Source organism: Leifsonia sp. NPDC058248 (assembly GCF_042881905.1).
Lineage (GTDB): Bacteria > Actinomycetota > Actinomycetes > Actinomycetales > Microbacteriaceae > Leifsonia.
In genome coordinates this window covers 13148-38430 of the sequence record NZ_JBHVXB010000002.1, presented here as the reverse complement: position 1 = coordinate 38430, position 25283 = coordinate 13148, and the positions used below count along the sequence as shown (strand labels likewise).

The window sequence follows — 25283 nt, the reverse complement described above, 5'->3', positions numbered from 1 at the left end:
CGGGCGTCACTTGAAGATCTGCCAGCCGATGCCGATCGCGACCGTTGCGGTGAAGGATCCGGTGCTGTTTCCCGTCGTGCCGGTGCCGGGGTAGAGCAGCGCCGAGCCGTCGGCACGGATGCCGACCAGGTCGGGGATGCGGTCGCCGTTCGCGTCCTGGCCGGCGACGATCGTCTGGAACTTGCTCCACCCCTGGCCGATCTGCGTGCCGGGCGCGTAGCCGGGACTGGTGGCTCCGGGCTTGCCGGTTCCGGCGAAGAAGACGAGCGAGCCGTCGGGCTTGCGAGCGAGGATGTCGCGCTTGCCGTCGCCGTTCGCGTCCCCTGCCGCGATGATCCGGTCGTAGGCCTGCCAGCCCCCGCCGAGCTGCACGGCACGCAGATAGCCCTCGTTCGTCGCGTTGGCGACACCGGTGCCTGCGTAGTACCAAAGCGATCCGTCAGCTCGCCGACCGAGAAGGTCCGCCTTGCCGTCGCCGTTGAAATCGCCGGCTCCGAGGACCGCGTTGTAGACGTTCCAGCCGTGCCCGATCTGGACTCCGGCCACGAAGCCGGCGGTCGTGCCGCTCCCCCGGCCCGCGTACAGCCAGAGGGTTCCGTCGGCACGCATGCCCAGCAGATCCGGTTTGCGGTCGCCGTTGAAGTCGCCCGGCGCGATCAGCCGGGAGAAGACGTTCCAGCCGTTCCCGATCTTGATCGCCGAACCGTAGACGGCACCGGTTGACGTTCTGGAGCCGAGGCCGGGGTAGAGCCACAGCGTTCCGTCGGCGCGAATGGCCAGAACATCCTGCTTGCCGTCGCCGTTGTAGTCGCCATACGCGAATTCTGCGGTATTCGCATTCCATCCGCCAGGGGTCGCCAGCGAGGACGAGTAGCCGACCTCTTTGACGGGCGAACCGGCGATGAATGTCAGGACGCCGTCGGCGGAGCGGGACACCAGATCGGGGACGGTGTCGCCGTTCAGGTCGCCCGCCGAGGCGAGGGTCGACGTTGCCGCGACGCCGGACACGCTCAGCACGCGACCCGGTACGAACCACCCGGAGGCGGCGGTCGTGTGCGCGTTCGCGTAGTACGAGATGCTGCCGTCCGAACGCAGCCCGACCAGGTCGGGCCTCTTGTCGCCGTTGAGGTCGCCCACCGAGAGCACCTGCTGAAAGACGTTCCAGCCGGTGCTGATCTGAATGCCGGATGCGAACCTGCCACTTCCTGTGCCCGCGTAGAGGAACAGGACGCCGGCGGGTGTGCGCCCGATCAGATCGGTCTTGCCGTCGCCGTTGAGATCGCCGGCTGAGAAGACGTCGGTGAAAACGTTCCAGCCGCTGCCGATCTGCGCGCCACCCGCGAACGTCGGCGAGCTGCTCGCGGCGTTGGTCGAGGCGTAGCGCCAGAGGGACCCGTCGGGCCTGCGGGCGACCAGGTCGGGATTTCCATCGCCGTTGATGTCACCGGGCCCGAGGATCGTGTCGAAGATGTTCCAGCCCGAGCCGATCTGGATGCCCGGAGTGTAGCCGGGCGTGGCGCCTGCGGTGCTCGGAGCGGAGCCGCCGTAGAACCACAGCGTGCCGTCCGGCTTGCGCCCGATCAGGTCGGGACGGCCGTCTCGGTTGAGGTCGCCGACGCCGACGACCGGCACCTTCAGCGGCGTGACGACGGGGACGGGAGGCACCGGGGTGCCGCCGGTCACCGTGCCACGCGCATACGCGGTGAGCTGGGCCTGCGTGCCGTTGAAGACGTCCTGGTCGCCCGGGAAGATGCCCGCGTCAGCGTACTGCCACATCGTGTAGCGGCTCCAGCCCGCCGGCAGGGTGCCGGCGCCCGACGAGATGCTGCTCGGGTAGCGGGCGATGAAGAGCGGGTTCGCACCGAAGCTCGCGGTGTTGCCGGTGCAGCGGGTCCACCAGTCGGTCGTCGAGTAGATGGCGGGGAGCCGACCCGTGCGGGCGACGACGGTGTTGGAGAAGTCGCGGATCCACGACACCATCTGCGCCGCACTCAGTCCGTAGCAGGTGGCGCCGTACGGGTTGTATTCGATGTCGAGCAGGGGCGGGAGCGTGCGGCCGTCATTGCTCCAGCCTCCGCCGTTGCTGACGAAGAAGTTGGCCTGGGTAGCGCCCGACGAGGTGTTGGGCGCTGCGAAGTGGTAGGCGCCGTGCGCGAGGCCGGCGGCGTAGGAGTCGGCGTACTGCTCGCCGAACTGGCTGCTGCGGTAGTCGGTGCTCTCGGTCGCCTTCGTGTAGACGAACCGTGCGCCGTTGGCGTAGATCGTCCGCCAGTTGGCCAGGGTGAGCACCTGCCAGCCGCTGACGTCGAGACCCTGCACTCCGCCGGGCTGGGCGGCGGCCTGCGCCTGGAAGAGCGACTTCGCTCCCACCGGAGCCTGGTCGCGCGGGATGGTCGATCCCATGGTGTGGTTGCGGGCGGCGTTCATCTCGGCGAGCGTCGGATCGGCCGCCACCGGTACAGCGGTCGCGGCGGCGGTGGCCGACGGCGTCGGGGCCGGCGCTGGAGCCGCGGTGGGCGCCGGAGCCGGCGCGGTCGTCCGGCTCGAGCTCGGGCTGGAGCTCGGGGTCGAGACCGAGGTCGGGGTCGACGTGGGCGCGGCATCCGGTGCTGCGACCTCGGCGGACGCAGGCTGGAGCGCGGGTCCGGCGAGAACGGACCCGGCGACCATCGCGGCAGCGACTGCTGCCGTGAGGGCGAGACGGGAAACGGTGGGCATCGGACGGGCTCCTCAGCGTGTGGACGGATCCCTCGGGAAAGAACGCAACGGTGTCCACCGTCGACGAGCGGGATTACAAGTAAGTGGTGCGGGACCAGGGTCGGATGCCCACTGTCGAGGTCGGTCGAAAGCGGACGGTTCGAAGCTTAACGCTTCGGTGGAAGCTTAAGGGCATACCGCCCGAGATGGAACCTACCCGTTCGGGGGCTTCCGCAACCCGGATGCTCATGCGCGGCACCGGTCGCGCTGCTCACCGCTCCAGCGTCCAGCGCGGACTCACTCCGTAGTGCTCACGATAGCGGCGGGCGAAGCTCCCGGCGTGCGCGAAGCCCCAGCGCGTCGCGATCGCACCGACGGTGTCGCCCCGGGTGGAATCGGCCGCGGTCAGATCCTGGTGCGCCGCCGCCAGTCGCACGCGCTGCAGGAAAGCGGCTGGCGACAGCGATCCGAGCGCCAGGAAGGCGGTCACCAGCTGGTGCGTCGACACCCCGGCGTGCTGAGCCGCGTCGTCGACCGTGATCGGCAGCGACGCGTTGTCTTCCAGAAAACGTGAGCCGAGCGTGAACGCGCGTCGCTGCGCCCGGAACGACGCCGACCGCTGCACCCGGTCGCCGGCGAGGCGGAATCCCTCCAGCGCGGCGACGGCGAGCCCGCGGTTCAGCGAGGCGCGGACCAGCGGACTGTCGTACGCGGCGGACACCGCGACGTCGCGCGCGAACGATTGAGCGGCCATCCATCGTCGTGCGTCGGTGGGCGAAGCCGGAAGCGGCGAGTCGAAGTCGAGCCGGATCGTGTCGTCGACGTACAGACGCCGGGCGGTCGCCGCCAGCGAGGCGCGGTCGAAATTGACGACGTCGATCACGCAGTCGTCGATCCGGGCGCCGATCGGATGCCCGAACTGGAAGAGCGCGGGCTGGTCGGCCAATGCCCCGCGCTCGTCGCCCACCTCCCAGAGATAGCCGCTGACGGCGGATGCGATGGTGATGTACTGGACGTCGGCGAGCGTCTGGACCTCCCCGGCGAATCCGAGGCGGCTGATGAGCACGTGCTCGTCGCCGTGGGTCTCCTCGAGGTAACGGAAACCGGCGAGCGCGCCCGATGCGAGCTCGGCGCTTCCGTAGGTCGCGCGCAGGATCTCCCGGGCGACGTCGATGTCGTCCGTCTCGACCGCGTGATGATGAACAGCGTCGGGCATCGTCTTCAGCTCCGCAGCGTCGCCCCGGGCGGCTCGCCGAACGCCTGACGGTATGCGGCCGCGAACCGTGCCGCATTCGCGTAACCCCACCGCTTCGCGATCGCGCCGACCGTCTCGCCGCGGTCTCCCCGCACCAGATCCGCGCGGGCACGCTGCAGGCGCACCTTGCGCAGGTAGGCCATCGGGGTCATGCCGAGCTCGCGCCGGAACGCGTACTGGAGTCCGCGCAGGGACATCCTCGCCTCGCGTGCCACATCGTCGACCGACAGACTCGATCCGGCGTTCGCGTCCATGAACGCGGTGGCGCGCCGGATGCTGCGCGGCAGTGTCGCCGCACGCGCATCCTGGAGCTGGAAGGCGGCGACCGCGGCCGACACCAGCGTGCGGAAGGCGCTGTCGCGCACCAACGGATTCGCGAAGGCCTCGCGGTTCTGGCTGATGTCGTGATAGACATGCCGGCACACCGCCACCCAGTACGCCTGCAGCTCGGCGCTCCGCGGAGCAGCAGACCGGGTGGGCAGCGTCACGGGCTCGCTTCCGGTGAGCATGAGAGCCGCCCGGGAGAACTCGGCACGGTCGACGCTCAGCGCGATCAGCGGCGCTGCTCGCCCGCCGCCGTCGTGCGCGCGGAACAGCGTCAGGCAGTCGTCCCCCGCCGCCTCCGCCGAATCGACCTCCACGAAGCGGAAACGGTCATCCGCCTGCTCCGGCGCGAGAACGGGAGACGCGGGCGTGCCGGACTCGTCGAGATCCCACTCGCTCAGGAGCCGCATCGACGCCTCCCTCGAAGCTGTGTCGTTCCGCCTCTCGCACCGTACAACCACACGATGGGAACTGCCAGGGCAGGCAGTCCCCCGGCGTGTCGTCGAGCAGACCCTTACTGGAAGACGCTCCATCCGGTGCCGACGCGCAGCGCAGACGAGTAGGCGAACAGCAGGTCACCGGTGAGACCGTTGCCGGCGTAATACCAGGCGGATCCGTCCGGTCGCACGCCGAGAACGTCCATGCGGCCGTCCGCATTGGTGTCATGGGCGCCGAGAAGCGAGCGGAAAATGCCCCAGCCGGTGCCGATGCGGAGGGCGGCCTTGAAGCCGACGCCGCCCGAGCTGAGCGCTCCGATCCCGTGGTAGAACCACAGCGTCCCGTCCGGTCTGCGTGCGACCAGGTCGGGCCGCTTGTCCCCGTCGAGGTCACTGGGGCTCACGATCGCGTTGAAGATGTTCCACCCGACGCCGATCAGCACTGCGCTGCCGAGCACCGGCTTTCCCGCCACCGGCGCTCGTCCGGTGCTGAACCAGACCCGGCCGTCCGTCCCGACACTGAGCAGGTCGGCACGCCCGTCACCGTTGAAGTCGCCGGCGAGGAGGCGGCCGCCCTTCGGCCATCCCACTCCGACCTTTACGCCCGCCCGGAGGCTGAACGCGCCTCCCGACGAGGTCGCCCCCGGGTAGAACCAGATCGATCCGTCCGCTGTCAGGCCGAGCACGTCGGGGGCGCCGTCGCCGTTGAGGTCGCCCGGTGCGGCCAGCGCGGCGAAGGAGTTCCAGCCGATGCCGATCCTCGTGGGCGTGCCATAGAGCGCCGCGCCCACCCGGGTGCCCGGGCGTAGCCACAGTGTGCCATCGGTGCGACGCGTGACGACGTCGGGCTTGCCGTCCTTGTTCGCGTCTCCGATGTCCAGCGCCACCGTGTCGGTCGTCCATCCGGTGCCCGCCGAGACCGCCGCCTGCAGGCCGCTGTTGCCGAGCGGGTACCCCGGGATGAACTTCAGCGTGCCGTCGAACGCGCGTGCGTACAGGTCGGGAAGGCCGTCGCCGCTGACGTCACCGGGAGCGGTGAGGGTGTCGCTGTCGCTGAGGCCCGCGATGGTCATCCGCTGGCCCGCTTTGAACCAGCTTCCGGATGCTCCGCCGGTTCCGGCATAGACCCAGACCGTGCCGTCGTTGCGGAAGCCGGCCAGGTCCGGGATGCCGTCCTTGTTCTGGTCGCCGATCCCGAGGACCTGCGTGAACACCTGCCAGCCGGAGCCGATCTGCACGCCCGGCTTGTGGCCGGTGTTCGACGCCTCGACTGTGCCGGTACCTCCGAAGAACCACAGCGTCCCGTCCGGTTTGCGGGCGAGGAGGTCCGGTCGGCCGTCGCCGTCCAGATCGCCCGGTGCGGTGAGCTGCGCGTACGCGTTCCAGCCGGTGTCGATCTTGACGCCCGCGCCGAAGCCGGACGATGTCGAGTTGATGACGCCTGTTCCCGGATAGAACCAGAGCGAGCCGTCCGGCTGACGACCGAGGAGGTCGGGCTTGCCGTCGTGGTTGTAGTCGCCGACGCCGATCAGCGCGTCGAAGGCGTTCCAGCCGAGTCCGATCCGGACGCCGGAAGCCATGCCCGCGTTCTGCGTCCCCGCCTTGCCGTTGCCGGCATAGCACCAGAGCGACCCGTCGCCGCGGCGCGCGATCAGGTCGCGCTTGCCGTCGCCGTTGAGGTCCCCGACGCCGACGATCGGCGAGTCGAGCGCGATCGCCGTCGATCCGCTGCGGGTGAGCGCGAGCAGCTGGGCGACGTTGCCGTTGAAGACGTCCTGGTCGCCCGGGTACACGCCGTGGTTGTTCCACTGCCACATCGTGTAGCGGCTCCAGCCCGCCGGGAGGGTGCCTGCGCCCGACGCGATGTCGTTCGGGTAGCGGGCGATGACGAGCGGGTTCGCGCCGAAGCCGCCGTTGTTGCCCGTGCAGCGCGTCCACCAGTCGGTGGTCGAGTAGATCGCGGGAAGTCGTCCCACGCGGGCCCGGACGGTGTTCGAGAAGTCCCGGATCCAGGAGACCATCTGGGCGGCGCTCAACCCGTAGCAGGTCGCGCCGTAGGGGTTGTACTCGATGTCGAGCAGCGGCGGGAGGGTGCGGCCGTCGTTGATCCAGTGCCCGCCGTGGTCGACGAAGAAGTTCGCCTGCGCGGCGCCGGACGACGTGTTCGGCGTCGCGAAATGGTACGCACCGCGCACGAGACCGGCTCGGTACGAGTCCGTGTACTGCTCGCTGAACTGGCTGCTGGTGAAGTCGGTGCTCTCGGTGGCCTTCACATAAGCGAATCGTCCTCCGTTGGCCCAGACCCGGGTCCAGTCGGCCATGCCGAGGACCTGCCAGCCGCTCACGTCGAGCCCCTGCACGCCCGACGGCTGGCCCGCCGCCTGGGCCAGCAGGCGCGACCCCGAGGCGGACGACAGGCCGGGGTCGGCGCCCGCGATGGTCGATCCCATCGTGTGGTTGCGCGCGGCGTTCATCTGCTGCAGGGTCGGCTGGCCGTCCGTCGCCACCGGGGCCGACGGCGCCGCGGCCGACGGCGTCGGCGTCGGGGCCGGTGTCTCCGCCACGGCCGCGAGAGTGCCGGTGGCGAGCAAGGCGATGGTCACGGTCATGGCCGTGAGCGAACGGTTGAGGATGCTCAAAGCGATCCCCCGGACTGGGTGGAGGGCATTGCGCCCCTTCGCTGGTCGGTGGTCGGTGGGCGTGCTGGCAGCCTAACCCCGTCCCGGCGGAAACGCTCCGATTTTCGTACCGGACTGTCTACCGCTGCAAGAACGCCAGGACGGCGAGCACCCGGCGGTGGTCGTCGCCCGAGTCCTCCAGCCCGAGCTTCTGGAAGATCGACGTCACGTTCTTCTCCACCGCGCCGACGCCGATGACCAGGCGCTGCGCGATGCCGGCGTTGGTGCGGCCCTCGGCCATCAATTGCAGCACCTCCGTCTCGCGCGGCGTGAGCGCCCCCAGCGGATCGGTGCGGCGCACGAGCAGCTCGCGCACCACCTGCGGGTCGAGGACCGTGCCTCCGTCGGCGACGCGGGTGATCGCATCCTTCAGCTCGTCGAGCGACGCGATCCGGTCTTTCAGCAGGTAGCCGGTGCTCCCACTCCCCGCCGAGAGCAGCTCCTGGGCGTACGTCCCCTCGACGTACTGGCTGAGCAGCAGAACGGCAGTGTCCGGATGCTCGGAGCGCACTCGTATCGCCGCGCGGACCCCCTCGTCCCGGTACGTCGGCGGCATCCGCACATCGAGCACCGCCACATCGGGCGCCAGCTCGCCGATCTCCGCGAGGAGACTGTCCGCGTCGCCGAAGGCGCCGACCGTGTCGAAACCGGCCTCGTCGAACAGCCGGATCAGTCCCTCGCGCAGGAGGACGGAATCGTCGGCGACGACGACGCGGAGGCGGGAGGGGTCACTCGCTGGCACCCCTCCAGCCTAGGGCCGGGGTCGTCAGCCTGCCGGCGGCACCGGGATACGCGCCCCCACTCGCGTCGGACCGCCCTCCGGGCTGTCGACCACGAGCTCACCGCGGAGCCCGCGCACCCGTTCGTCGAGACCGCGCAGGCCGTGGCCGTCGACCAGCGACGCCCCGCCCCGCCCGTTGTCGGTGAGCCACACGTCGAGCCAGGCGACTCCGGTCTGCGGGTCGGTGCGGAGGTCGAGGAACAGCCGCGCGGCCGTCGCCTCGGAGTGTTTGGCCAGATTGCTCGCCAGCTCGGCCGCGACGAAGTAGACGCTCCGCTCCAACTCCGGCGAGAACCGGGTGCCCGCCGCGATGTCGGTCTCGAGCGTGATCGGGATCGGGCTGCGCGCCGCCAGGCTCTCGACCGCGGAGACGAGACCGCGGTCCTGCAGGATGGGCGGGGCGAAGCCCCGGGACAGGGCGCGGAGCTCCTCGAGGGTGTCGCGGGCCTGCTGACCGGCTTCGGCGAGGATGGCGCGGGCGCCGTCCGGGTCGGCGTCGAGTTTGCGCTCGGCGCTGGCGATGTCCATCTGCAGCCGGATCAGCCGCTGCTGAGGTCCGTCGTGCAGGTCGCGCTCGAGACGGCGCAGCGCCTGGTCTTCTGCGACGACGGCCGCACCCCGCGAGGCGGACAGGTCGGCCACCTCGCGCTGCAGCGCCTCGGAACGCCACGCTCCGAGCATCCCGGCCGCGATCGCCTGGTGCATCAGGGTGAGGCCGCGCGTGACGAACGGGAGGGTGGCTGCGAAGAGCATGCCGAGGATGATGTAGAGGACCTGATCGCCGACCACCGGATCGAACGTCGACTGCGTGTTGAACGCCCAATCCACGATCACCTTCGACAAGAACACGCTCTGCCCCTGCTGCGGGATGAAGCGGTCCCAGATCCAGCCGGTGAGGCCGCCGAGCGCGGTCGCCGTCCACGCGATCGTGATCGACCACGACACGATGCTGACGATGGGGTTCACGATCATCGTGTGCAGCAGGTAGAGCCAATAGTGCCCGTTGATGAACGGCCCGAAGGCGGCGCGCCAGAACGTACGCGGCTTGTCGGCCGCCTCCCACTGCGGGCGGGTGATCGACGGTCGTCCGGCCCAGCGCAGCCGCACCAGCTCCAGCGTTCCGAAGCCGCGCGCGGTGTAGAACGCGCCGATCAGGATGAACAACCCGACGTAGATGACGATCGTGCCGACGCCCGTCCAGAACAGGGACTGCAGAACGGAGAGCCCGACGATCGCTATGGGCATCGTCAGCACCAGGAAGCCGAGCTCACGGGGCACGCCCCGCCAGAGCGAGCCGTAGTTGCTGCCGGCGCGGGCCGGGATGTGCTGGATGCTCGTCACGCCATCCAGCGTGGCAGAGGTTTCAGTGCTCATGGTCGTTCTCCTGTCGGGGTCCGCTGCCGGACCCGGCCGCGGTGGTGTCTTCGGGAACGGTGCCGGCCCGCTGCCCGGGCTTCACGACCACGAACTGACCCATCATGCCGTGGTCTTCGTGGGTGAGCAGGTGGCAGTGATACATGTACGGCACGTTCCGGTCGGTGTAGTCGGTGAAGCGCATCAGCAGTCGGAACTCGGTGTGCGGCGGGAGGTAGATCGTGTCCTTCCAGCCGGCCAGCTCGGGCGGCGGTGCGGCGCCCGCCACGCTCGCGACCTGGAACTGGACGTCGTGCACGTGGAAGTTGTGCGGAGCGTCCATCGTGTTGGTCACCACCCACTGCTCGAGCGAGCCGACCTCGACGGTCTCGTCGATCCGTCCCATCTCGAGCTGGCGGCCGTTGATCTCGTGGCCGTCGAGCCGGAAGGTGCGCGTGACCTCGGCATGCGACGTCCTCCAGCGGTCGATGGGCACGAGGGTCGCCGGCGCCGCGCCAACCGGCTTCAGCGTGGAGGCTCCCCGCAGCTGGAGGATGTCGAGGGTGTCGTCGCCCGCGTTCATCCCCGCGATCGCGGCGTCGACGCCGAGTTCGGGCGGTGTGGAGCGCAGCGTCACGCGCTCCCCGGGCGCCACGCGCACCAGCACCTCGGCCCGCTCGCCCGGCGACAACCGGATGTGCGTCAGCGGCGCCGGCGCGCGCAGCAGTCCCCCGTCGGTCGCGATCAGCTCGAAGGAGCGCTTGTCGCTCAACCCGAAGTCGTACGTCCGTGCGGGGGACGCATTGAGGAGACGCAATCGCACGACGTCCGTGGTCACGTCGAGGAATGGGCCGACGGCGCCGTTCACCACGACGGTGTCCCCGATCGCCCCGATGAACCCGCTGACCTCGTCGGTGAACGCGCCCTGGCCGTCGAACCGCTTGTCCTGAACGATCACCGGTATGTCGTCGACGCCGTACTGCCGGGGCAGGTCGAGCGCCGCCTCGAGCGGATCCTTCAGGATGACCATTCCAGCCATCCCCAGCTGCACCTGGCGCTCCGTCTCGCCGTGGAGATGCGGGTGGTACCAGAGGGTCGCAGCGGGCTGGTCGATGCGCCAGTGCGGCTCCCACACCTCGCCGGGCGAGACCATCTGGTGCGGGCCTCCGTCCATGCGCGCCGGCAGGTGCATCCCGTGCCAGTGCACCGTGGTCTCCTCGGCGAGGTGGTTGGTGACGTGCATGCGGACCAGGTCGCCGCGATCGGCCACGATCGTCGGGCCGAGGTAGGCGCCGTCGAAGCCCCACGTCGGAGTTTTCGTGCCGGGGAGGAACTCGGTGGTTCCGGTGCGGGCGTCGAGCGCGAAGACCTTCTCCCCCGCTGCATTCACCGTCGGCTCAGCCAGCGGCGGGATCGGGAGCGCGGTGTCGAAGGCCACCTTGCCCACCGTGTCGATCGTGCCGCCGCCGAAGCCGGATCCGCAGCCCGCCAGGCCGATGCCGACGGACGCGGCCGCGACGACGGCGAGACCCGCGCTGATCAGCGTGGCGCGGGGCCGGCGAAGGGCGGAGGTGCGGTCGGTGGAGGACATGAGTCCAGCCTCGCGATCCCGCCGGCGCCCCGGTATCAGGAGGGCATCCGAACCGGCGCGGGGGTTACCCCCACCGACTTAGCGCAGCCTCAGCTTCGTTGCGGAATTCCCCCAGCCGCGTAGCGTTGAGGAAGGCAAGAGAAAGGACGCCCACATGACGGACATCGCCGTATCGCAGAGTGTTTCCAACCCGGACGTCGCCGCCGGGGTCGCACAGTTCCTCAGCCCGGTCGTGATCGACCTCACCGCCCTCGTCGTCAACGGCAAGCAGGCGCACTGGCACGTGCGCGGCGCCAACTTCATCGGCGTCCATGAGCTGCTCGACGTCATCGTCGCCCACGCGCAGGAGTGGGCCGACCTGGCCGCGGAGCGCATCGTGGCCCTCGGCCTCCCGGTCGACGCCCGCCTGGGCACGGTGGCCGCCAAGACCACCACCGGCGAGCTCACCGCCGGCTTCCGCCAGTCGAAGGACACGATCGCCGAGGTCATCGGCCAGCTCGACGCCGCCCTCGTCGCCGTGAACACCGCGGTGAAGGAGCTCGAGGAGCTCGACCAGACCAGCCAGGATGTCGCGATCGAGATCGCCCGCGGGCTCGACAAAGACCGCTGGTTCCTCTTCGCGCACATCAGCGAGTAGCACTCACGCTGTTCGCACGGGTCGTCCTCCGGGGCGGCCCGTGCGGCGTTTCCGACCCCCGAGCGAGAGCCCTCAGCGCAGAGCGTCGTGCGTGAAATCGCCGGCGAGCAGCGTCGCCGCTACGGGCATCCGGCGCAGTTCGGCGATCGTGCACGCGAACGGGTCGTACTCCAGAACGGCCAGATCGGCCGGCTCCCCCACGGCGACCCGGCTGCGCACCGAGGCGGCGAGGCCCACCCGGCGCGAGATCGACTGCTCCGGATGCCACGGCTCGCGTCCGCCACGAGAGCGCGCGACGGCGGCGGCCAACGCGACCCAGGGGTCGAGCGGCGCCACCGGCGCGTCGGACCCGAGCGCGAGACGCACCCCCGCGCGCTGCAGGGCGGCCAGCGGGAACGCCCTGCCGGTGCGTCCCGCCCAGAGCACGTCGGCGACATCGCGGTCGTCCATGGCGTGCTCCGGCTGCACGCTGGCCGTGACCCCGAGCTCGGCGAAACGCGCGATGTCGCCGTTCGTGATCAGCTGTGCGTGCTCGATGCGTCCCCGGCAGCCGACTTCCGCGAAGGCGTCGAGGGCGAGCCGGTTCGCGTGGTCGCCGATGGCGTGCACGGCGGGCTCCAGCCCGTGGGACGCGGCGAAGTACATCGAGGCCACCAGTTCGGCGAAAGACAGGTTCTCGGCGCCGAAACCGCCGTCGGGGTACGGGTCGAAGCAGAACGCCGTGCGCGTGTTCAGCGAGCCGTCGGTGATGACCTTGTACGGCCCGACGGTGAGCAGTCCGCCCGTGCCTTCGATCACCGAGCCGGTCCTCAGTCCCAGCGCGGCGGCGCGTTCCAGGTGCTCGCCGTAGACGCCGAACTCCACGCGGAGCTCGTCGGCTCCCGCCTGCATCCGCCGCTGCCAGACGTCGAGGTTCCAGCCGTACTCCAGGTCCACGATCCCGACGACTCCGCGGGCGGCGGCCGCCTTCGCCGCGTCGCGGGCCCAGCGGTCGAGCGTCCCGTCGTCGGCCGCGGCCAGCTGCATCGTGACGGCGAAACTCGCGTCCTCCCGCAGAACGGCGGCATCGGGGTCGCCGGCGGTCGCCGGCGCGAGCATCCGGGCCGCCGTGGTGTTCAGCCAGCAGCAGTGCAGGTCGCCTGCGATCAGCACGACGGGCCGGTCCCCTGACGCGCGGTCGAGCAGTGCGCGCGTGGGCCGGTCGGGCCAGAGAGCGTCATGGAAGCCGAAGCCGACGATCGGGTCGCTCCCGGCATCCGCCAGCGCGCGCCCGCTCACGAGCTCTGCGGCCTCGGCAGCGGATGCGGCGCCCGACACGTCGAGACGGCGCGCGGTCTGCGCCCACTGCGTGAAGTGCACGTGGTTGTCCCAGAGTCCCGGGATCACCCAGCGTCCGTCGAGCGACACCGTCTCGTCGCCGTGCAGCCGGCCCGCGGGGGCGATCTCGGCGATGCGGCCCTGCGCGATCAGGACATCGACCGTGCCGTCGGCGGTCGGGATGCGGCCGCCGCGCAGCACCGTCGTCATCGAGCGGCGCGCATCCGGTCGCGGACCCGGCGCATCTCGGCCGCCAGAGCCGGGCTGGCGTACGGCCCGTCGCCCTCGAGCTCGGAGACGATGCGGTCGACGGTCTCGGCCGGCTTGTTCTGGCTCATCTTGCTCTTGGCCACCACACGCGTCGGGGTGAGGCGCAGGCCGACAGTGCCCGACGAGATCCGCTGGGCGTACGCGGCGTTCACCGGAGTGCCCTCCATGCGGCGCGGGTTCGGCAGCACACCCTCGAAATGGTCGACCAACCGGCCGAGCACCTCGAAGTTCTCTTCGACGCTGAGGATCTCGGGCACGCCGCTCAGGTGCACGGCGACGAAGTTCCACGTGGGCACGGCCGGTGCGGCGTCGTACCAGCCCGGAGAGATGTAGCCGTGCGGGCCCTGGAAGATCACGATGATCTCGTGCGCTCCGAGTTCGTGCAGCTGCTCATCCGGTCGTCCCACGTGCGTGACGATCGAGAGCTCCTCCCGCGTCTCGTCGACCAGCACAGGATAGTGCGATGCCACGAGCCCCTCGGACGTCTGGCTCACGATGGTGGCCCACGGGTTCTCCCGGATGAGCCGCTTGATCTCCGCCGGGTCCGCCAGCGTGAAACTCGGATTCTGCCGCATCCACCAAGAATCCCACACGCGCGGGGGCGACGGCAGCACGGAGGCGTCAGCGTTCCGCGATCGCCCGCCGCAGTTGCGCGGCGAGGTACGGCCCGAGCGTGCGGTCGTACGTCGCCGTCAGGTGGGTCGGGTCGTAGTAGACGACGACATTGCCGACGACCATCGGGCACTCGGTCGGCGTGCAGTAGCGCGAGCTCAGATCGATCGACGAGACCCCCGGCGTCCGGGCGGCAGCCCGGGCCGGGGCATCGCTGAGCCGGAAGCCCGTCGAGCGGGACATCGTGCAGCCGTGCGCTCGGCTCGCATCCGTCGCTGCGTCGAGGCAGACGAGAGCGGACGGGGTCGGCGAGGGGTTGTCCTCGATCACCACGATCTTCGTGCCTCGGGCGGCGACGGGCGCCCACGCCCTCGTGTACCCGTCGACCCGCGGATCGGGAGCGCTCGCCGCGTGCCGCCGGTGGCCTGCCCCCTCCGCATACCGGCTGGCTGTCACGATCACCACGTCGTAGTCGGTGCTCTCGAGGATCCTCTGAAGGCTCTCGCGGTTCGCGCAGCGGGAGCTTCCCTCGAAGTTCCCCCAGACGCACCCGCTGCCCAGATAGGTGTCGAGGCTCCAGCCCAGGGACGGCAGCTGACTCAGGATCGCCGGCATGATGGCAGCGGCGTGCGAATCCCCCACCAAGGCGACCGAGAGCGCGGATGCACGCCGGGAGCCGAAGTGGCACGTCGTCAGCGGCGCACCGCTCGCGGCGTTGCAGGCGAAGCCCGGACCACGATCCTGGGTCATCGAGCCGGGATCGGGCGCGATGACCTCCCCGAGAGACGTGTTGTCGCAGGTGCGGGCAGGATCCAGAGCAGCCGCTCCGACGCAGGCACTCGGTCCGGCGTGGGCGATCGCCTGCTGCGCCAGTGCGTCCCTCATGCCGAGCGCGCCGAAGCCGGAGAGGACGATCACCGTGATCGTGAGCATGGCGACCCCGGCAGCGAGCAGAGACCGACGCGGCCGCCTCCGCGCCAAGAATCCCGCCCGCCCCTCGGACGAGCGGAAGGGAACCTCGATGTATCTCCTGGTCAGCCAGGCCAGGCCGACAGCGATGCCGACGAGTGCGAGCTTGCCGACGGTGGAGCTGGGGCCGGCCAAGGCATACCCTGCCGCGATGATCAACGGCCAATGCCAGAGATAGAGGGAGTACGACATGTCGCCGATGGCTTGGACCGGACGGAGTCGGTAGAGCACCGCCGGTGAGAGCCGTCCGCGCGGGCTGCCCGCCCAGATCACGATCGCGGTTCCGACCGTGGGAAGGAGCGCGGCATAGCCCGGGAACGGCGTCGCGTCTCCGAATCCGAAGACCGCGACCGCGATCGCCAGCATTCCCAGCAGGGAGAGCGCGGCGCGCATCCGGATGCCCGCGTAGCCGGCGAGACGACCGGCGCCGATGGCGAGCAGTGCGCCGAGCCCGAACTCCCACACGCGCGTGCCGGTGAGGAAGTAGGCGCCCGGCGACGCGGGAGTCGCGATGATCGACCAGACGAGGCTCACCGCGATCACGACGGCGACCACCGCGCCGAGGAGGCGTCGTGGTGCGATCCGCAGACGGACCGCGAGAAGAGCGGCCGCGCCCAGGAGGAGCGGCCAGATCAGATAGAACTGCTCCTCCACGGACAGGGACCAATAGTGCTGCGAGAGGGACGGCACGTTCGACGCGGCGAAGTAGTCGACCGCGTTGCCCGCGAGCGTCCAATTCTCGACGTACACCGCGGACGACAGGATCTCAGTGAGGAATTGCCGCCGAAGCGCGAGCGGGACGATCGCGAACACCATCACCGCAGAGACGACGAGGACGAGCATTGCCGCCGGAAGCAGCCGGCGCACGCGGCGCGCCCAGAAGGACGCGAGAGGCACCCGGCCCTCCCGCTCCGTCTCCCGGAGGAGGTGGCCGGTGATCAGGTAGCCCGAGATGACGAAGAAGACGTCGACGCCGACGTACCCGCCCGGAAAGCGGAGCGGCCAGACATGGAACAGCACCACGCTGAGCACGGCGACGGCACGAAGTGCCTGGATCTCCGGACGCACCGCCGACGCCCCCACCACGCTCACCGGCGTCGTGGAGAACCGTGCGGTCGAGGCGGGAGCGGTCACATCGTCGCGGGCTCCGTCAGGCCTGGTCGACCGGGCACCAGTACAGCTTGCGCCCGCCCATCACCTCGAGGAGGATGTTCGTCCCGCACACCCGGCACGGCAGACCCTCGCGCTTGTAGACCCAGTGCCGTTCGTCGCGCGAGGCCATCGCCTTGCGATATGACTCGTCGTCGAGGTCGTCCATGGTCATCATCTGTCCGGTCTCGACGCCGATCCTCAGCAGGTGGACCCAATCGCGCCAGAGTCCGCGCACGGTCTCCTCAGGGACCTGCTTGCCGGGACTGTGCGGGTTCTGCCGGGCGCGGAACAGCAGCTCGGCGCGGTAGACATTGCCGATCCCGCTGACCACGGACTGGTCCATCAGGAGCAGGCCGATGGGCGTCGGCTTCTTGCGCACCGCGGTGACGAACCGCTCTTCGGCATCCGGACCGTCGTCGACGATGGGGTCGGGACCCAGTTTCGCGATCACGGCGTCGACCTGCGCCGGGTCGAGCACCTCGCAGGCGGTCGGGCCGCGGAGGTCGGCCACCGCCGTGTCGCTCAGCAGGCGCACTCGCACCTGCCCGATCGGCTCGGGCGGGAACTCGGTGATCTCCTCCTGCAGCTTCTCCGACTCGGCCATCCGCAGGCGCGTGCGCCGTGGAGCGCCGATGCTGTGCACCGAGTTCTCCCCGGCGTCGTCGAAGACCGTGCCGCGCTGGTTCGTCTGCCCCATGCGGCCGTTGGCGGAGGCGATCGTCGGGTCGACGCTGATGTCGCCGGCGAAGTCCCACGCTCCGTACATGCCGAGGTGAACGCGCAGCCACAATTCGTTGTCGAACTCGAGGAACATCTGCTTGCCCACCGCGCGCGCCTCGATCATCCGGTGGCCGTCGATCAGCCGGGCGTCGTCGGCGAACCGCCCCTGCGGCGACGACACGGCGATCGTGTGACCGACGAAGTTCTGCGCGAACTGCCGGGCGATGCGGTGGACGGAGTGGCCTTCTGGCATCAGTGGTCCACGTTCTTGCCTGCGATGTCGCCGGTGGCCTCGAACTCCGCGAGCTGCGCGATGCGGCGCACGTGCCTCTCTTCGAGGGAGAACGGTTCGGCGATGAAGGCGTCGATGAAGCCGGTCGCCTCTTCGACGGTGTGCTGCCGGGCGCCGATCGAGATCACGTTGGCGTCGTTGTGCTGCCGCGCGAGCACCGCCGTGCTGTGGTTCCAGACGAGGGCGGCGCGTGCCCCCGTCACCTTGTTCGCGGCGATGGCCTCGCCGTTGCCGGAGCCGCCGAACACGACGCCGAGGGCCTCGACACCGGCCTGCTGGTCGGCGATGACCGCCTTGGCCGCATTGATGCAGAACGCCGGATAGTCGTCGAGAGGGTCGTAGCTCGAGGGTCCGTGGTCGACCACTTCGTGCCCCGCGGCGGCGAGGTGCTCCTGAAGGTGGGTGCTGAAATCGAGACCGGCGTGATCGGTGGCGATGTGGATGCGCATGGAGACCAGTTTAGAGATGCGTCTAGGGTTGTCTGTTGGACACGATCCACAGACCAGCCGAAGGAGTCAGCGTTGCCCGGAGAAAACCTCACCCGCGTCGAAGCCCAGGAGCGTGCCGCGCTCGTCAGCACCCGCAGTTATGACGTCGCCCTCGATCTGACGACCTCGCCGGAGACCTTCCTCAGCACGACGACCGTGCGATTCTCGGCGCAGGAGGGCGCGTCCACCTTCATCGACGCGATCACGCGCACCGTCCACTCGGTCACGCTCAACGGCGTCGAGCTCGACCCCGCAGCGGTGAGCGACGGCGTGCGCATCCAGCTCGACGGTCTCGCCGCCGAGAACGAGCTCACCGTCGTCGCCGACGCGATCTACACCAACACCGGCGAGGGACTGCACCGTTTCGTCGACCCGGTCGACGGCGAGGTGTACCTCTACAGCCAGTTCGAGGTCCCGGATTCGCGTCGCGTGTTCGCCGCGTTCGAGCAGCCCGACCTCAAGGCCGAGTTCACCTTCACGGTGACCGCCCCCGCCCACTGGGTCGTGGTGAGCAACTCCCCCACTCCGGAGCCGACGGATGCCGGCGACGACAAGAAGACCTGGGCGTTCCCCGCGACCAGCCGCATCTCGTCGTACATCACCGCGCTCATCGCTGGGCCGTACGACTCCGTGCACAGCGAGCTGACCAGCCGCGACGGCCGGGTCATCCCGCTCGGCGTCTACGCCCGCAAGAGCCTGGCCGAGTACCTCGACGCCGACTACATCTTCGAGAAGACGCGCGAAGGCTTCGCGTTCTACGAGGAGAAGTTCGACTACGCGTACCCGTTCGAGAAGTACGACCAGCTGTTCGTCCCCGAGTTCAACGCGGGCGCGATGGAGAACGCCGGCGCCGTGACCTTCACCGAGACGTACGTCTTCCGCTCGAAGGTGACCGACGCCATCAAGGAGCGTCGCGTCGTCACGATCCTGCACGAGCTCGCCCACATGTGGTTCGGCGACCTGGTAACGATGAAGTGGTGGAACGACCTCTGGCTGAACGAATCGTTCGCGGAGTACGCCTCCACGCTGGCCACGGCCGAGGCCACCGAGTGGAAAGAGGCGTGGACCACCTTCGCCGCCATGGAGAAGAGCTGGGCCTACAAGCAGGACCAGCTGCCGTCGACCCACCCGATCGTCGCGACGATCAACGACCTCGAAGACGTGCAGGTCAACTTCGACGGCATCACCTACGCCAAGGGCGCGTCCGTGCTGAAGCAGCTCGTCGCGTGGGTCGGCCAGGACGACTTCCTCGCCGGCGTCGCCGAGTACTTCAAGAAGCACGCCCACTCGAACACCGAGCTGCGCGACCTGCTGGTCGAGCTGGAGGCCACGAGCGGCCGCGACCTCACCGACTGGTCGGAGAAGTGGCTGGAGACCGCGGGAGTCAACACGCTGCGTCCCGAGATCGCCGTGGACGCCGACGGCGTCATCACCTCGTTCGCCGTCCTCCAGAGCGCTGCGTCCGATCACCCCACGATCCGCCCGCACCGTCTGGCGATCGGCTTCTACGACCTCACCGACGGCAAGCTCGTCCGCGGCCACCGGCTGGAGCTCGACGTCGACGGTGAGCGCACCGAGGTCGCCGAGCTGGTCGGACTGGCGCGCCCCGCTCTCGTGCTGCTCAACGACGACGATCTGGCCTACGCCAAGATCCGGCTTGACGAGGAGTCGCTCGCCGTCGCCATCGAGCACCTCTCCGACATCGAGAGCCCGCTCGCACGCTCGCTCGTCTGGGGTGCTGCGTGGGATGCGACGCGCGACGCCGAGACCGCCGCAAGCGACTACGTGCGCCTGGTCCTCGGGAACATCGCCCCGGAGACCGAGTCGACGACGATCCGCACCACGTTGAGCCAGCTCGTCCTCGCGGCCGGCTCCTACGTGGCCCCGGAGCGCCAGAAGGCGACCACCGAGGACGCGGCGTCCGCACTGTGGACCCTCGCCCAGCAGGCCGCGGCCGGCAGCGACGCGCAGTTCCAGTTCGTTAAGTTCTTCGCGGCACTGGCGTCGACGGATGAGCAGCTCGCCACCATCGCGGCCCTCCGCGACGGCTCGACCGGCCTTCCCGGCCTCGAGATCGACACCGACCTCGCCTGGGAGCTCCTGATCGCGCTCGTCGCCGGCGGGAAGGCCGGTCACGATGAGATCGACGCGGCGCTCGCAGCGGACAACACCGCGAACGGCGCCCAGTTCGCGGCCCAGGCGGCCGCCTCCATCCCCACCCTCGACGGCAAGCAGGCGGCGTGGGACTCGGTGTTCGCCACCGACACCGCGCCCAACGCGATCGTGCGCTACACCGGTCTCGGCTTCCAGCGCGCGGCCGACAAGAGCGTGCTCGCCGCGTTCGTGAAGCCGTACTTCGACGCCTTGCAGGGCGTGTGGGAGTCGCGCAGCTACAAGATCGCCGAATACCTCGTCGCCGGAATGTACCCGGCGCCGCTGGCGAACGCGGAGCTGCGGGACGCGACCCGCGCGTGGCTCGACGCCAACCAGGAGCCGGCAGCATTGCGCCGCCTCGTCGTCGAGAACCTCGCCGGCGTGGAGCGCGCCATCGCCGCGCAGGAGCGCGACGCCCGGTAGTCCCCCTCGCGAGACGACGGATGGCATGGTACTTCGGTACCATGCCATCCGTTTTCGAGACCGCACCGCGAGCCGATGACGCCGGATGCCCGGCTCAATAGAGTCGTACCCATGATCCAACTCGACCGTCTCACGAAGACGTACGGCAGCAAGACTGCCGTCAACGACATCTCGGCGACCATCCAGCCCGGCAAGGTCACCGGCTTCCTCGGCCCGAACGGCGCCGGCAAGTCCACCACCATGCGCATGATCATGGGCCTCGACCGGCCGACCCACGGCAGTGCGATCGTCAACGGAAAGCGCTACGTCGAGCACACGTCGCCGCTCACCGAAGTGGGCGCGCTGCTCGACGCCAAAGCGGTTCACACCGGACGCACCGCCTACAACCACCTGCTCGCGATGGCGGCCACCCACGGCATCCCCAAGAGCCGGGTGCACGAGGTGATCGGCCTCACCGGACTCGAGTCCGTCGCCGGCAGGCGTGTCGGCGGCTTCTCCCTCGGAATGGGCCAGCGGCTCGGCATCGCCGCAGCGATGCTCGGCGACCCGGCCACGCTCATCCTGGACGAGCCCGTCAACGGACTCGACCCGGAAGGCGTCCTGTGGGTGCGGCAGTTCGCACGGCACCTGGCGAGCGAGGGCCGCACGGTGTTCCTCTCGTCGCACCTGATGAGCGAGATGGCGCAGACCGCCGACCACATCATCGTGCTCGGGCGCGGCCGCATCCTCGCCGACGCCCCGGTCGGCGACATCCTCGCCGCAGCCACCCGCGGCGCGGTCCGCGTGCGCACCCCGCAGCCCGACGAGCTCGTCCGCGCTGTCGGCGGTCCGGATGTGACCATCACCGGCGTGGAGAACCAGCTGCTCGAGGTCGCGGGCATCAGCGCCGCACAGATCGGCGAAGCCGCGGCTCAATTCGGAATCGTGCTCCACGAGCTCACCCCCATCAACGCCTCCCTCGAAGAGGCATACCTCGAACTGACGCAAGACGACGTCGAATACCGCACGGAGGTCTCCCGATGAGCACAGCAGTCGCAAGTCCCACCCGCCACACCTCGCTCGGGCACCTCACGTTCCCGCGCGTCGTGCGCTCCGAATGGATCAAGTTCCGCACCCTCCGCTCGACCTTCTGGTCGTACGCGATCGTGCTGGTGCTCGGCATCGGCCTGACCGCGCTGGTGGCCTTCAGCTTCCCCGAGTCCCAGGTCTCGCAGATGCCGGATGCCGCGAAGGCGAGCTTCGTCTCCAGCACCGCGCTGTTCGGCGTCTACTTCGGCCAGCTGATCGTGGCCGTGCTCGGGGTGCTCGCGATCTCCGGCGAGTACTCCACGGGCATGATCCGCTCGTCGTTCGCGGCCGTCCCGCGCCGCACCCCGGTGTTCGTCGCGAAATCGATCGTGCTGTTCGTCTCCTCGTTCGTGGTCGGGATAGTGACCACCGTCGCCGGCTATGCGATCGCAGGGCCGGTCCTCTCCGGCAAGGGCTTCCCTGTCGACATCACCCAGTCGGACACGGTCTGGGCCATCCTCGGCGCGGGCGCGTACCTCGGTCTCGTGTCGGTCTTCGCTCTGGGCCTCGGCACGTTGCTGCGCTCCGCGGCCGGCGGGATCGCAGCAGCGCTCGGCGTCGTGTTCCTCCTGCCGATCATCGTGAACATCCTGCACAGCCTGCTGAGCACGGTCGACTGGATCGGCGACGTGCCGAAGTATCTCATCAGCGACGCCGGTCAGGCGATGGCCGGGAGCGGCGGCACGACCCTCGACCCGTGGCAGAACGTGCTCGTGGTGCTGGTCTGGACCGCTGTGTCGTTCATCGCGGGCGCGATCGTCATGAAGCGCCGCGACGCGTAGCGTTCCCTCTATGAGCACCGACCAGATCTCCCCCGGCCGGGCGGCTTCCCCGGCCGAGGGAGATCTGCTGCTGCCGCGGCCACCGGGAGCGATCCGCCGCTTCTGGGGCGCGCATCCGGTGTTCTTCGACGCCCTGATCGCCGGCGTCTACCTGGTGCCGACGCTGACCGCGGGCATCGTGAGAATGGTCACGGAGCCCAGCTGGCAGCTCGCCGTCGGGCTGGTGCTCTCCGCCATCGCCGGAGCGGCGCTGTTCCTGCGGCGGCAGCAGCCGTGGGCGGTCTTCGCGGTGGCGCTGGCGCTGCTGGTCGTCACCGTGTCGATCTCGCATGACATCGACTTCGTCCCGGCCCTCTTCGCGCTCTACGCCCTCGCGGTGTACCGATCGGCGCGCGCGGCCTGGCTCGGGTTCGCGATCTTCTCCGCCGCGACGGCGGCAGCGCTCGCCATCGGATCCCTGCTCGCACGAGTGGTCATCTACACGCCGCTCGACAACAACCCCATCGTCTCGGGCATCATCGTGATCCTCGCGGGCCTGTTCTGGGTGCTGATCGGCAACAACATCGGCAACAGGCGGCGCTACCTGGTCGCGCTCATCGACCGTGCCCAGCAGCTCGCCCGCGAACGCGACCAGCAGGCCGTGATCGCCGCCGCGGCCGAGCGGAGCCGGATCGCGCGCGAGATGCACGACATCGTCTCGCACAGCCTGACGGTGATGATCACTCTGGCCGACGGGTCCGCGAGCGTCGCGGCCACATCGCCCGAGCGCTCCGCCGAGGCCATGCGGATGGTCGCCGAGACCGGCCGCTCCGCCCTCGGCGACATGCGCAGACTGCTCGGCGTACTCCGGGCATCCGAGGGGAACGGCGCGGACCACGCGCCTCAGCCCGGCCTCAGCGAACTCGGCGAGCTGGTCGAGCGGTTCCGTGCGGCGGACCTGCCCGTGCGGATCACTGTCAGCGGCGAGCCGCCCACCGACACCGGGCAGCAGCTCACCGTCTTCCGGGTCGTGCAGGAGGCACTCACGAACGCCCTCCGCTACGCCGCCATCGCGACCGTGGTCGACGTGACCATCGCGTTCACGGCCGAGTCGATCACGATCACCGTCGACGACGACGCCGCCCTGCACGGTGCGCCCGGCCAGGGCTCGGGACGCGGCCTGCTCGGGCTGCGCGAGCGCGTCGGACTGTACGGCGGCACCCTCGAAGCCGGCCCGAAGCCTGGCGGCGGATGGCGGCTGCGCGCGAAGTTCGATACGATCGCCGGCTCCGCGCCGGTGAGCGACACCACCGACCACGCCCCACAGGAGACCATGTGACCGACCACTCCCCCATCCGCGTGCTCCTCGTCGACGATCAGGCCCTCGTGCGCCTCGGGTTCCGCATGGTGCTCGAAGCCGAGAGCGACCTGACCGTCGTGGGCGAGGCGGCAGACGGCGGCGAGGCGGTGCGTCTGGCCGTCGAGTCCCGGCCCGACGTGATCCTGATGGACGTCCGGATGCCCACCCTCGACGGAATCGAGGCCACGCGGCGCATCGTCGCGGCCAACCCGCAGGCGCGCATCATCATCCTCACGACCTTCGACCTCGACGAGTACGCGTTCGGCGGCCTCCGCGCGGGCGCCAGCGGCTTCCTGCTCAAGGATGCGCGTCCCGCCGAGCTCACCGCGGCCATCCGGACGGTCGCCGCAGGAGACGCGGCGGTGTCCGGACGGGTGACCCGCTCGATGCTCGAGCTGTTCGCCGAGCGCCTCCCCGCCGACCCGACCGCCGGAGCCGGCGCCGCCGACCCGACCGCCGCGCTCACGCCGCGCGAGCGCGAGATCCTGCTCGCGATCGCCGAGGGGCTCTCCAACGGCGAGATCGGCGCCAAGTTCTACCTCACGGAGTCCACGGTGAAGACCCATGTCGGCCGGGTGCTCGCCAAACTGCACCTGCGCGACCGGGTGCACGCCGTGATCTTCGCGTACGACAACGGGCTGATCGACCGCTGAGCCGGTGCTCGGCTCGACCCCCGGACCCAGCACCCGCCAAGGCGCGGCTCGCTAGGCTCGTAGTCATATGTTGAAAGCGCAGACGAACTTCTGGACGAACCTCGGCGAATGGGCGGTCGAGAGCGGCTGGCTGCTCGCGCGGATCGCGGCGATCATCGTCGGCGCGTTCGTACTGAGCTGGATCCTCCGCGTGGTGATCAGGCACGTCGTGCGGCAGATCGTCAGCGGCGTGAAGAAGAACCAGAACGTCGCCGACACGCAGGCGCTCGTCGCGTCGCCCCTCGCGGCGGTGCGCGTCGTGCAGCGCACCCGCACGCTCGGGACGGTGCTCACGAACATCGTCAACGTGACCATCGGGATCGTGGCGATCATCCTGGTGATCAACCAGATCGCGCCCAACGCGCTCGCCTCGCTCGCACTGCTCACCGCCGCGATCGGCGCGGGTCTCGGTTTCGGCGCCCAGAACATCGTCAAAGACGTGCTCAACGGTCTCTTCATGGTCATGGAGGACCAGCTGGGAGTCGGCGATGTGGTCGACCTCGGCGCGGCGACCGGCGTCGTGGAGGCGGTCGGCATCCGGATCACACAGGTGCGCGACGTGAACGGCGTGCTGTGGTTCGTGCGCAACGGCGAGATCCTGCGCGTCGGCAACATGTCGCAAGGCTGGTCGCGCGTGGTCGTCGACCTGGCCGTCCCCTACGACGCCGATGTCGACGCGGTCGAGTCGGCTTTGATGGAGGCGGCGACGGCGCTCGCAACGAGCCCGAAATGGCGGTCGCGCATCCTGGAGAAGCCCGAGCTCTGGGGCCTCGAGTCGATCTCGGACGACGCCATGGTCATCCGGCTCGTGCTCAAGACACGCACGACGGCCAAAGACGACGTGTCGCGCGAGCTCCGGATGCGCCTCAAGAGTGCGGTCGACGAGCTGGGGGTCAAGCTGCCGTCGCTCAATACGATCGTGCTCACCGGATTCGACGGCGCCGCCAGCGTGAGCGGCGCCAAGCCGCCTCGCACCCGGCCGACACCGGTCGTTCCGGAGGCGCCGAAGGGCCGCAAGGCTCGCGCGGCGGCCAAGCGGGCGGGTGCGGTCCCCGCCGACCCGCGTGCGCTGACGCTGAAGACACCGACCGTCGAGACGCCGCCGGCGAAGACGGAGACCGACAAAACGCAGACGGACAAGACGCCGGCCGACAAGTCAGCTGCCGACAAGACGCCGACCGACAAGACGCCGACGCGGAAACCGCCGATCACCAAGCCCTCCGAGGAGTGACGTGAGCATCCCCACGAGTCC

At 69.8% G+C, this 25283-nt stretch carries 19 protein-coding genes; 7 read left to right on the top strand and 12 right to left on the bottom strand.

Annotated elements, in window-relative coordinates:
* Positions 1–6: 6 nt before the first annotated feature.
* The 7 genes from ACFVV5_RS03275 to ACFVV5_RS03245 form a co-directional block, all read right to left on the bottom strand.
* Positions 7–2718 (bottom strand): GH25 family lysozyme, encoded by a 2712-nt coding sequence (locus tag ACFVV5_RS03275; RefSeq protein ID WP_387238924.1) that lies wholly within the window; start codon positions 2716–2718, stop codon positions 7–9.
* A gap of 250 nt (positions 2719–2968) precedes the next feature.
* The gene (locus ACFVV5_RS03270; RefSeq protein WP_387238921.1) at positions 2969–3913 is read right to left on the bottom strand and encodes a helix-turn-helix transcriptional regulator; all 945 of its coding nucleotides are present in this window, start codon (positions 3911–3913) and stop codon (positions 2969–2971) included.
* A gap of 5 nt (positions 3914–3918) precedes the next feature.
* A complete protein-coding gene (locus ACFVV5_RS03265) occupies positions 3919–4686 on the bottom strand; it encodes a helix-turn-helix transcriptional regulator (RefSeq protein WP_387238918.1) in 768 nt (255 codons plus the stop codon).
* Between the two features lie 104 nt (positions 4687–4790).
* Positions 4791–7352 carry an FG-GAP-like repeat-containing protein gene (locus tag ACFVV5_RS03260; protein ID WP_387238915.1) on the bottom strand — a complete coding sequence of 854 codons (2562 nt, stop codon included), beginning with the start codon at positions 7350–7352 and terminating at the stop codon, positions 4791–4793.
* A 118-nt stretch (positions 7353–7470) separates the two neighbouring features.
* Positions 7471–8133: a response regulator gene (locus tag ACFVV5_RS03255; RefSeq protein WP_387238912.1), complete on the bottom strand. Its 663-nt coding sequence runs from the start codon at positions 8131–8133 to the stop codon at positions 7471–7473.
* Positions 8134–8157: 24 nt separating this feature from the next.
* Positions 8158–9546, bottom strand: a complete 1389-nt coding sequence (locus ACFVV5_RS03250; protein WP_387238909.1) for a sensor histidine kinase — start codon at positions 9544–9546, stop codon at positions 8158–8160.
* Positions 9536–11116 carry a multicopper oxidase family protein gene (locus ACFVV5_RS03245; protein WP_387238906.1) on the bottom strand — a complete coding sequence of 527 codons (1581 nt, stop codon included), beginning with the start codon at positions 11114–11116 and terminating at the stop codon, positions 9536–9538. Before ACFVV5_RS03245 ends, ACFVV5_RS03250 begins: the two co-directional genes overlap by 11 nt.
* A 154-nt stretch (positions 11117–11270) precedes the next feature.
* On the opposite strand from ACFVV5_RS03245, the gene ACFVV5_RS03240 reads away from it, so the two are divergent.
* A complete protein-coding gene (locus ACFVV5_RS03240) occupies positions 11271–11753 on the top strand; it encodes a Dps family protein (RefSeq protein ID WP_387238903.1) in 483 nt (160 codons plus the stop codon).
* Between the two features lie 72 nt (positions 11754–11825).
* On the opposite strand, the gene ACFVV5_RS03235 is transcribed toward ACFVV5_RS03240, so the two are convergent.
* From ACFVV5_RS03235 to ACFVV5_RS03215, 5 genes are read right to left on the bottom strand one after another with little or no spacing between them, the layout of a single operon-like run.
* A complete protein-coding gene (locus ACFVV5_RS03235; protein ID WP_387238900.1) occupies positions 11826–13280 on the bottom strand; it encodes an amidohydrolase in 1455 nt (484 codons plus the stop codon).
* Positions 13277–13915, bottom strand: coding sequence for an FMN-binding negative transcriptional regulator (locus tag ACFVV5_RS03230; protein ID WP_387238897.1), 639 nt, complete (start codon positions 13913–13915; stop codon positions 13277–13279). Before ACFVV5_RS03230 ends, ACFVV5_RS03235 begins: the two co-directional genes overlap by 4 nt.
* 46 nt (positions 13916–13961) lie before the next feature.
* On the bottom strand, positions 13962–16055 hold the full coding sequence (locus ACFVV5_RS03225) for an acyltransferase family protein (RefSeq protein WP_387238894.1): 2094 nt from the start codon (positions 16053–16055) through the stop codon (positions 13962–13964).
* Between the two features lie 16 nt (positions 16056–16071).
* Entirely contained in the window at positions 16072–17046 is a 975-nt protein-coding gene (locus tag ACFVV5_RS03220) for an Fpg/Nei family DNA glycosylase (RefSeq protein ID WP_387238892.1), read from the bottom strand.
* Complete coding sequence (locus tag ACFVV5_RS03215) at positions 17046–17534, bottom strand: ribose-5-phosphate isomerase (RefSeq protein ID WP_387238889.1); 489 nt, start codon at positions 17532–17534, stop codon at positions 17046–17048. The genes ACFVV5_RS03220 and ACFVV5_RS03215 overlap by 1 nt, the downstream gene beginning before the upstream one ends.
* Positions 17535–17606: 72 nt before the next feature.
* Here ACFVV5_RS03215 and pepN point away from each other — a divergent pair, with 72 nt between their 5' ends.
* The 6 genes from pepN to ACFVV5_RS03185 all read left to right on the top strand — a co-directional run bounded on the left by pepN (position 17607) and on the right by ACFVV5_RS03185 (position 25262).
* Positions 17607–20150 (top strand): aminopeptidase N, encoded by a 2544-nt coding sequence (gene pepN, locus ACFVV5_RS03210; RefSeq protein ID WP_387238887.1) that lies wholly within the window; start codon positions 17607–17609, stop codon positions 20148–20150.
* A 111-nt stretch (positions 20151–20261) separates the two neighbouring features.
* Complete coding sequence (locus ACFVV5_RS03205; protein WP_387238884.1) at positions 20262–21173, top strand: ATP-binding cassette domain-containing protein; 912 nt, start codon at positions 20262–20264, stop codon at positions 21171–21173.
* The gene (locus ACFVV5_RS03200; RefSeq protein WP_387238881.1) at positions 21170–22000 is read left to right on the top strand and encodes an ABC transporter permease subunit; all 831 of its coding nucleotides are present in this window, start codon (positions 21170–21172) and stop codon (positions 21998–22000) included. Before ACFVV5_RS03205 ends, ACFVV5_RS03200 begins: the two co-directional genes overlap by 4 nt.
* A gap of 10 nt (positions 22001–22010) precedes the next feature.
* Positions 22011–23318, top strand: coding sequence for a sensor histidine kinase (locus ACFVV5_RS03195; protein ID WP_387238878.1), 1308 nt, complete (start codon positions 22011–22013; stop codon positions 23316–23318).
* Entirely contained in the window at positions 23315–23992 is a 678-nt protein-coding gene (locus tag ACFVV5_RS03190) for a response regulator (RefSeq protein ID WP_387238875.1), read from the top strand. Before ACFVV5_RS03195 ends, ACFVV5_RS03190 begins: the two co-directional genes overlap by 4 nt.
* Before the next feature lie 67 nt (positions 23993–24059).
* A complete protein-coding gene (locus ACFVV5_RS03185) occupies positions 24060–25262 on the top strand; it encodes a mechanosensitive ion channel family protein (protein ID WP_387238872.1) in 1203 nt (400 codons plus the stop codon).
* The last annotated feature ends 21 nt before the right edge of the window (positions 25263–25283 follow it).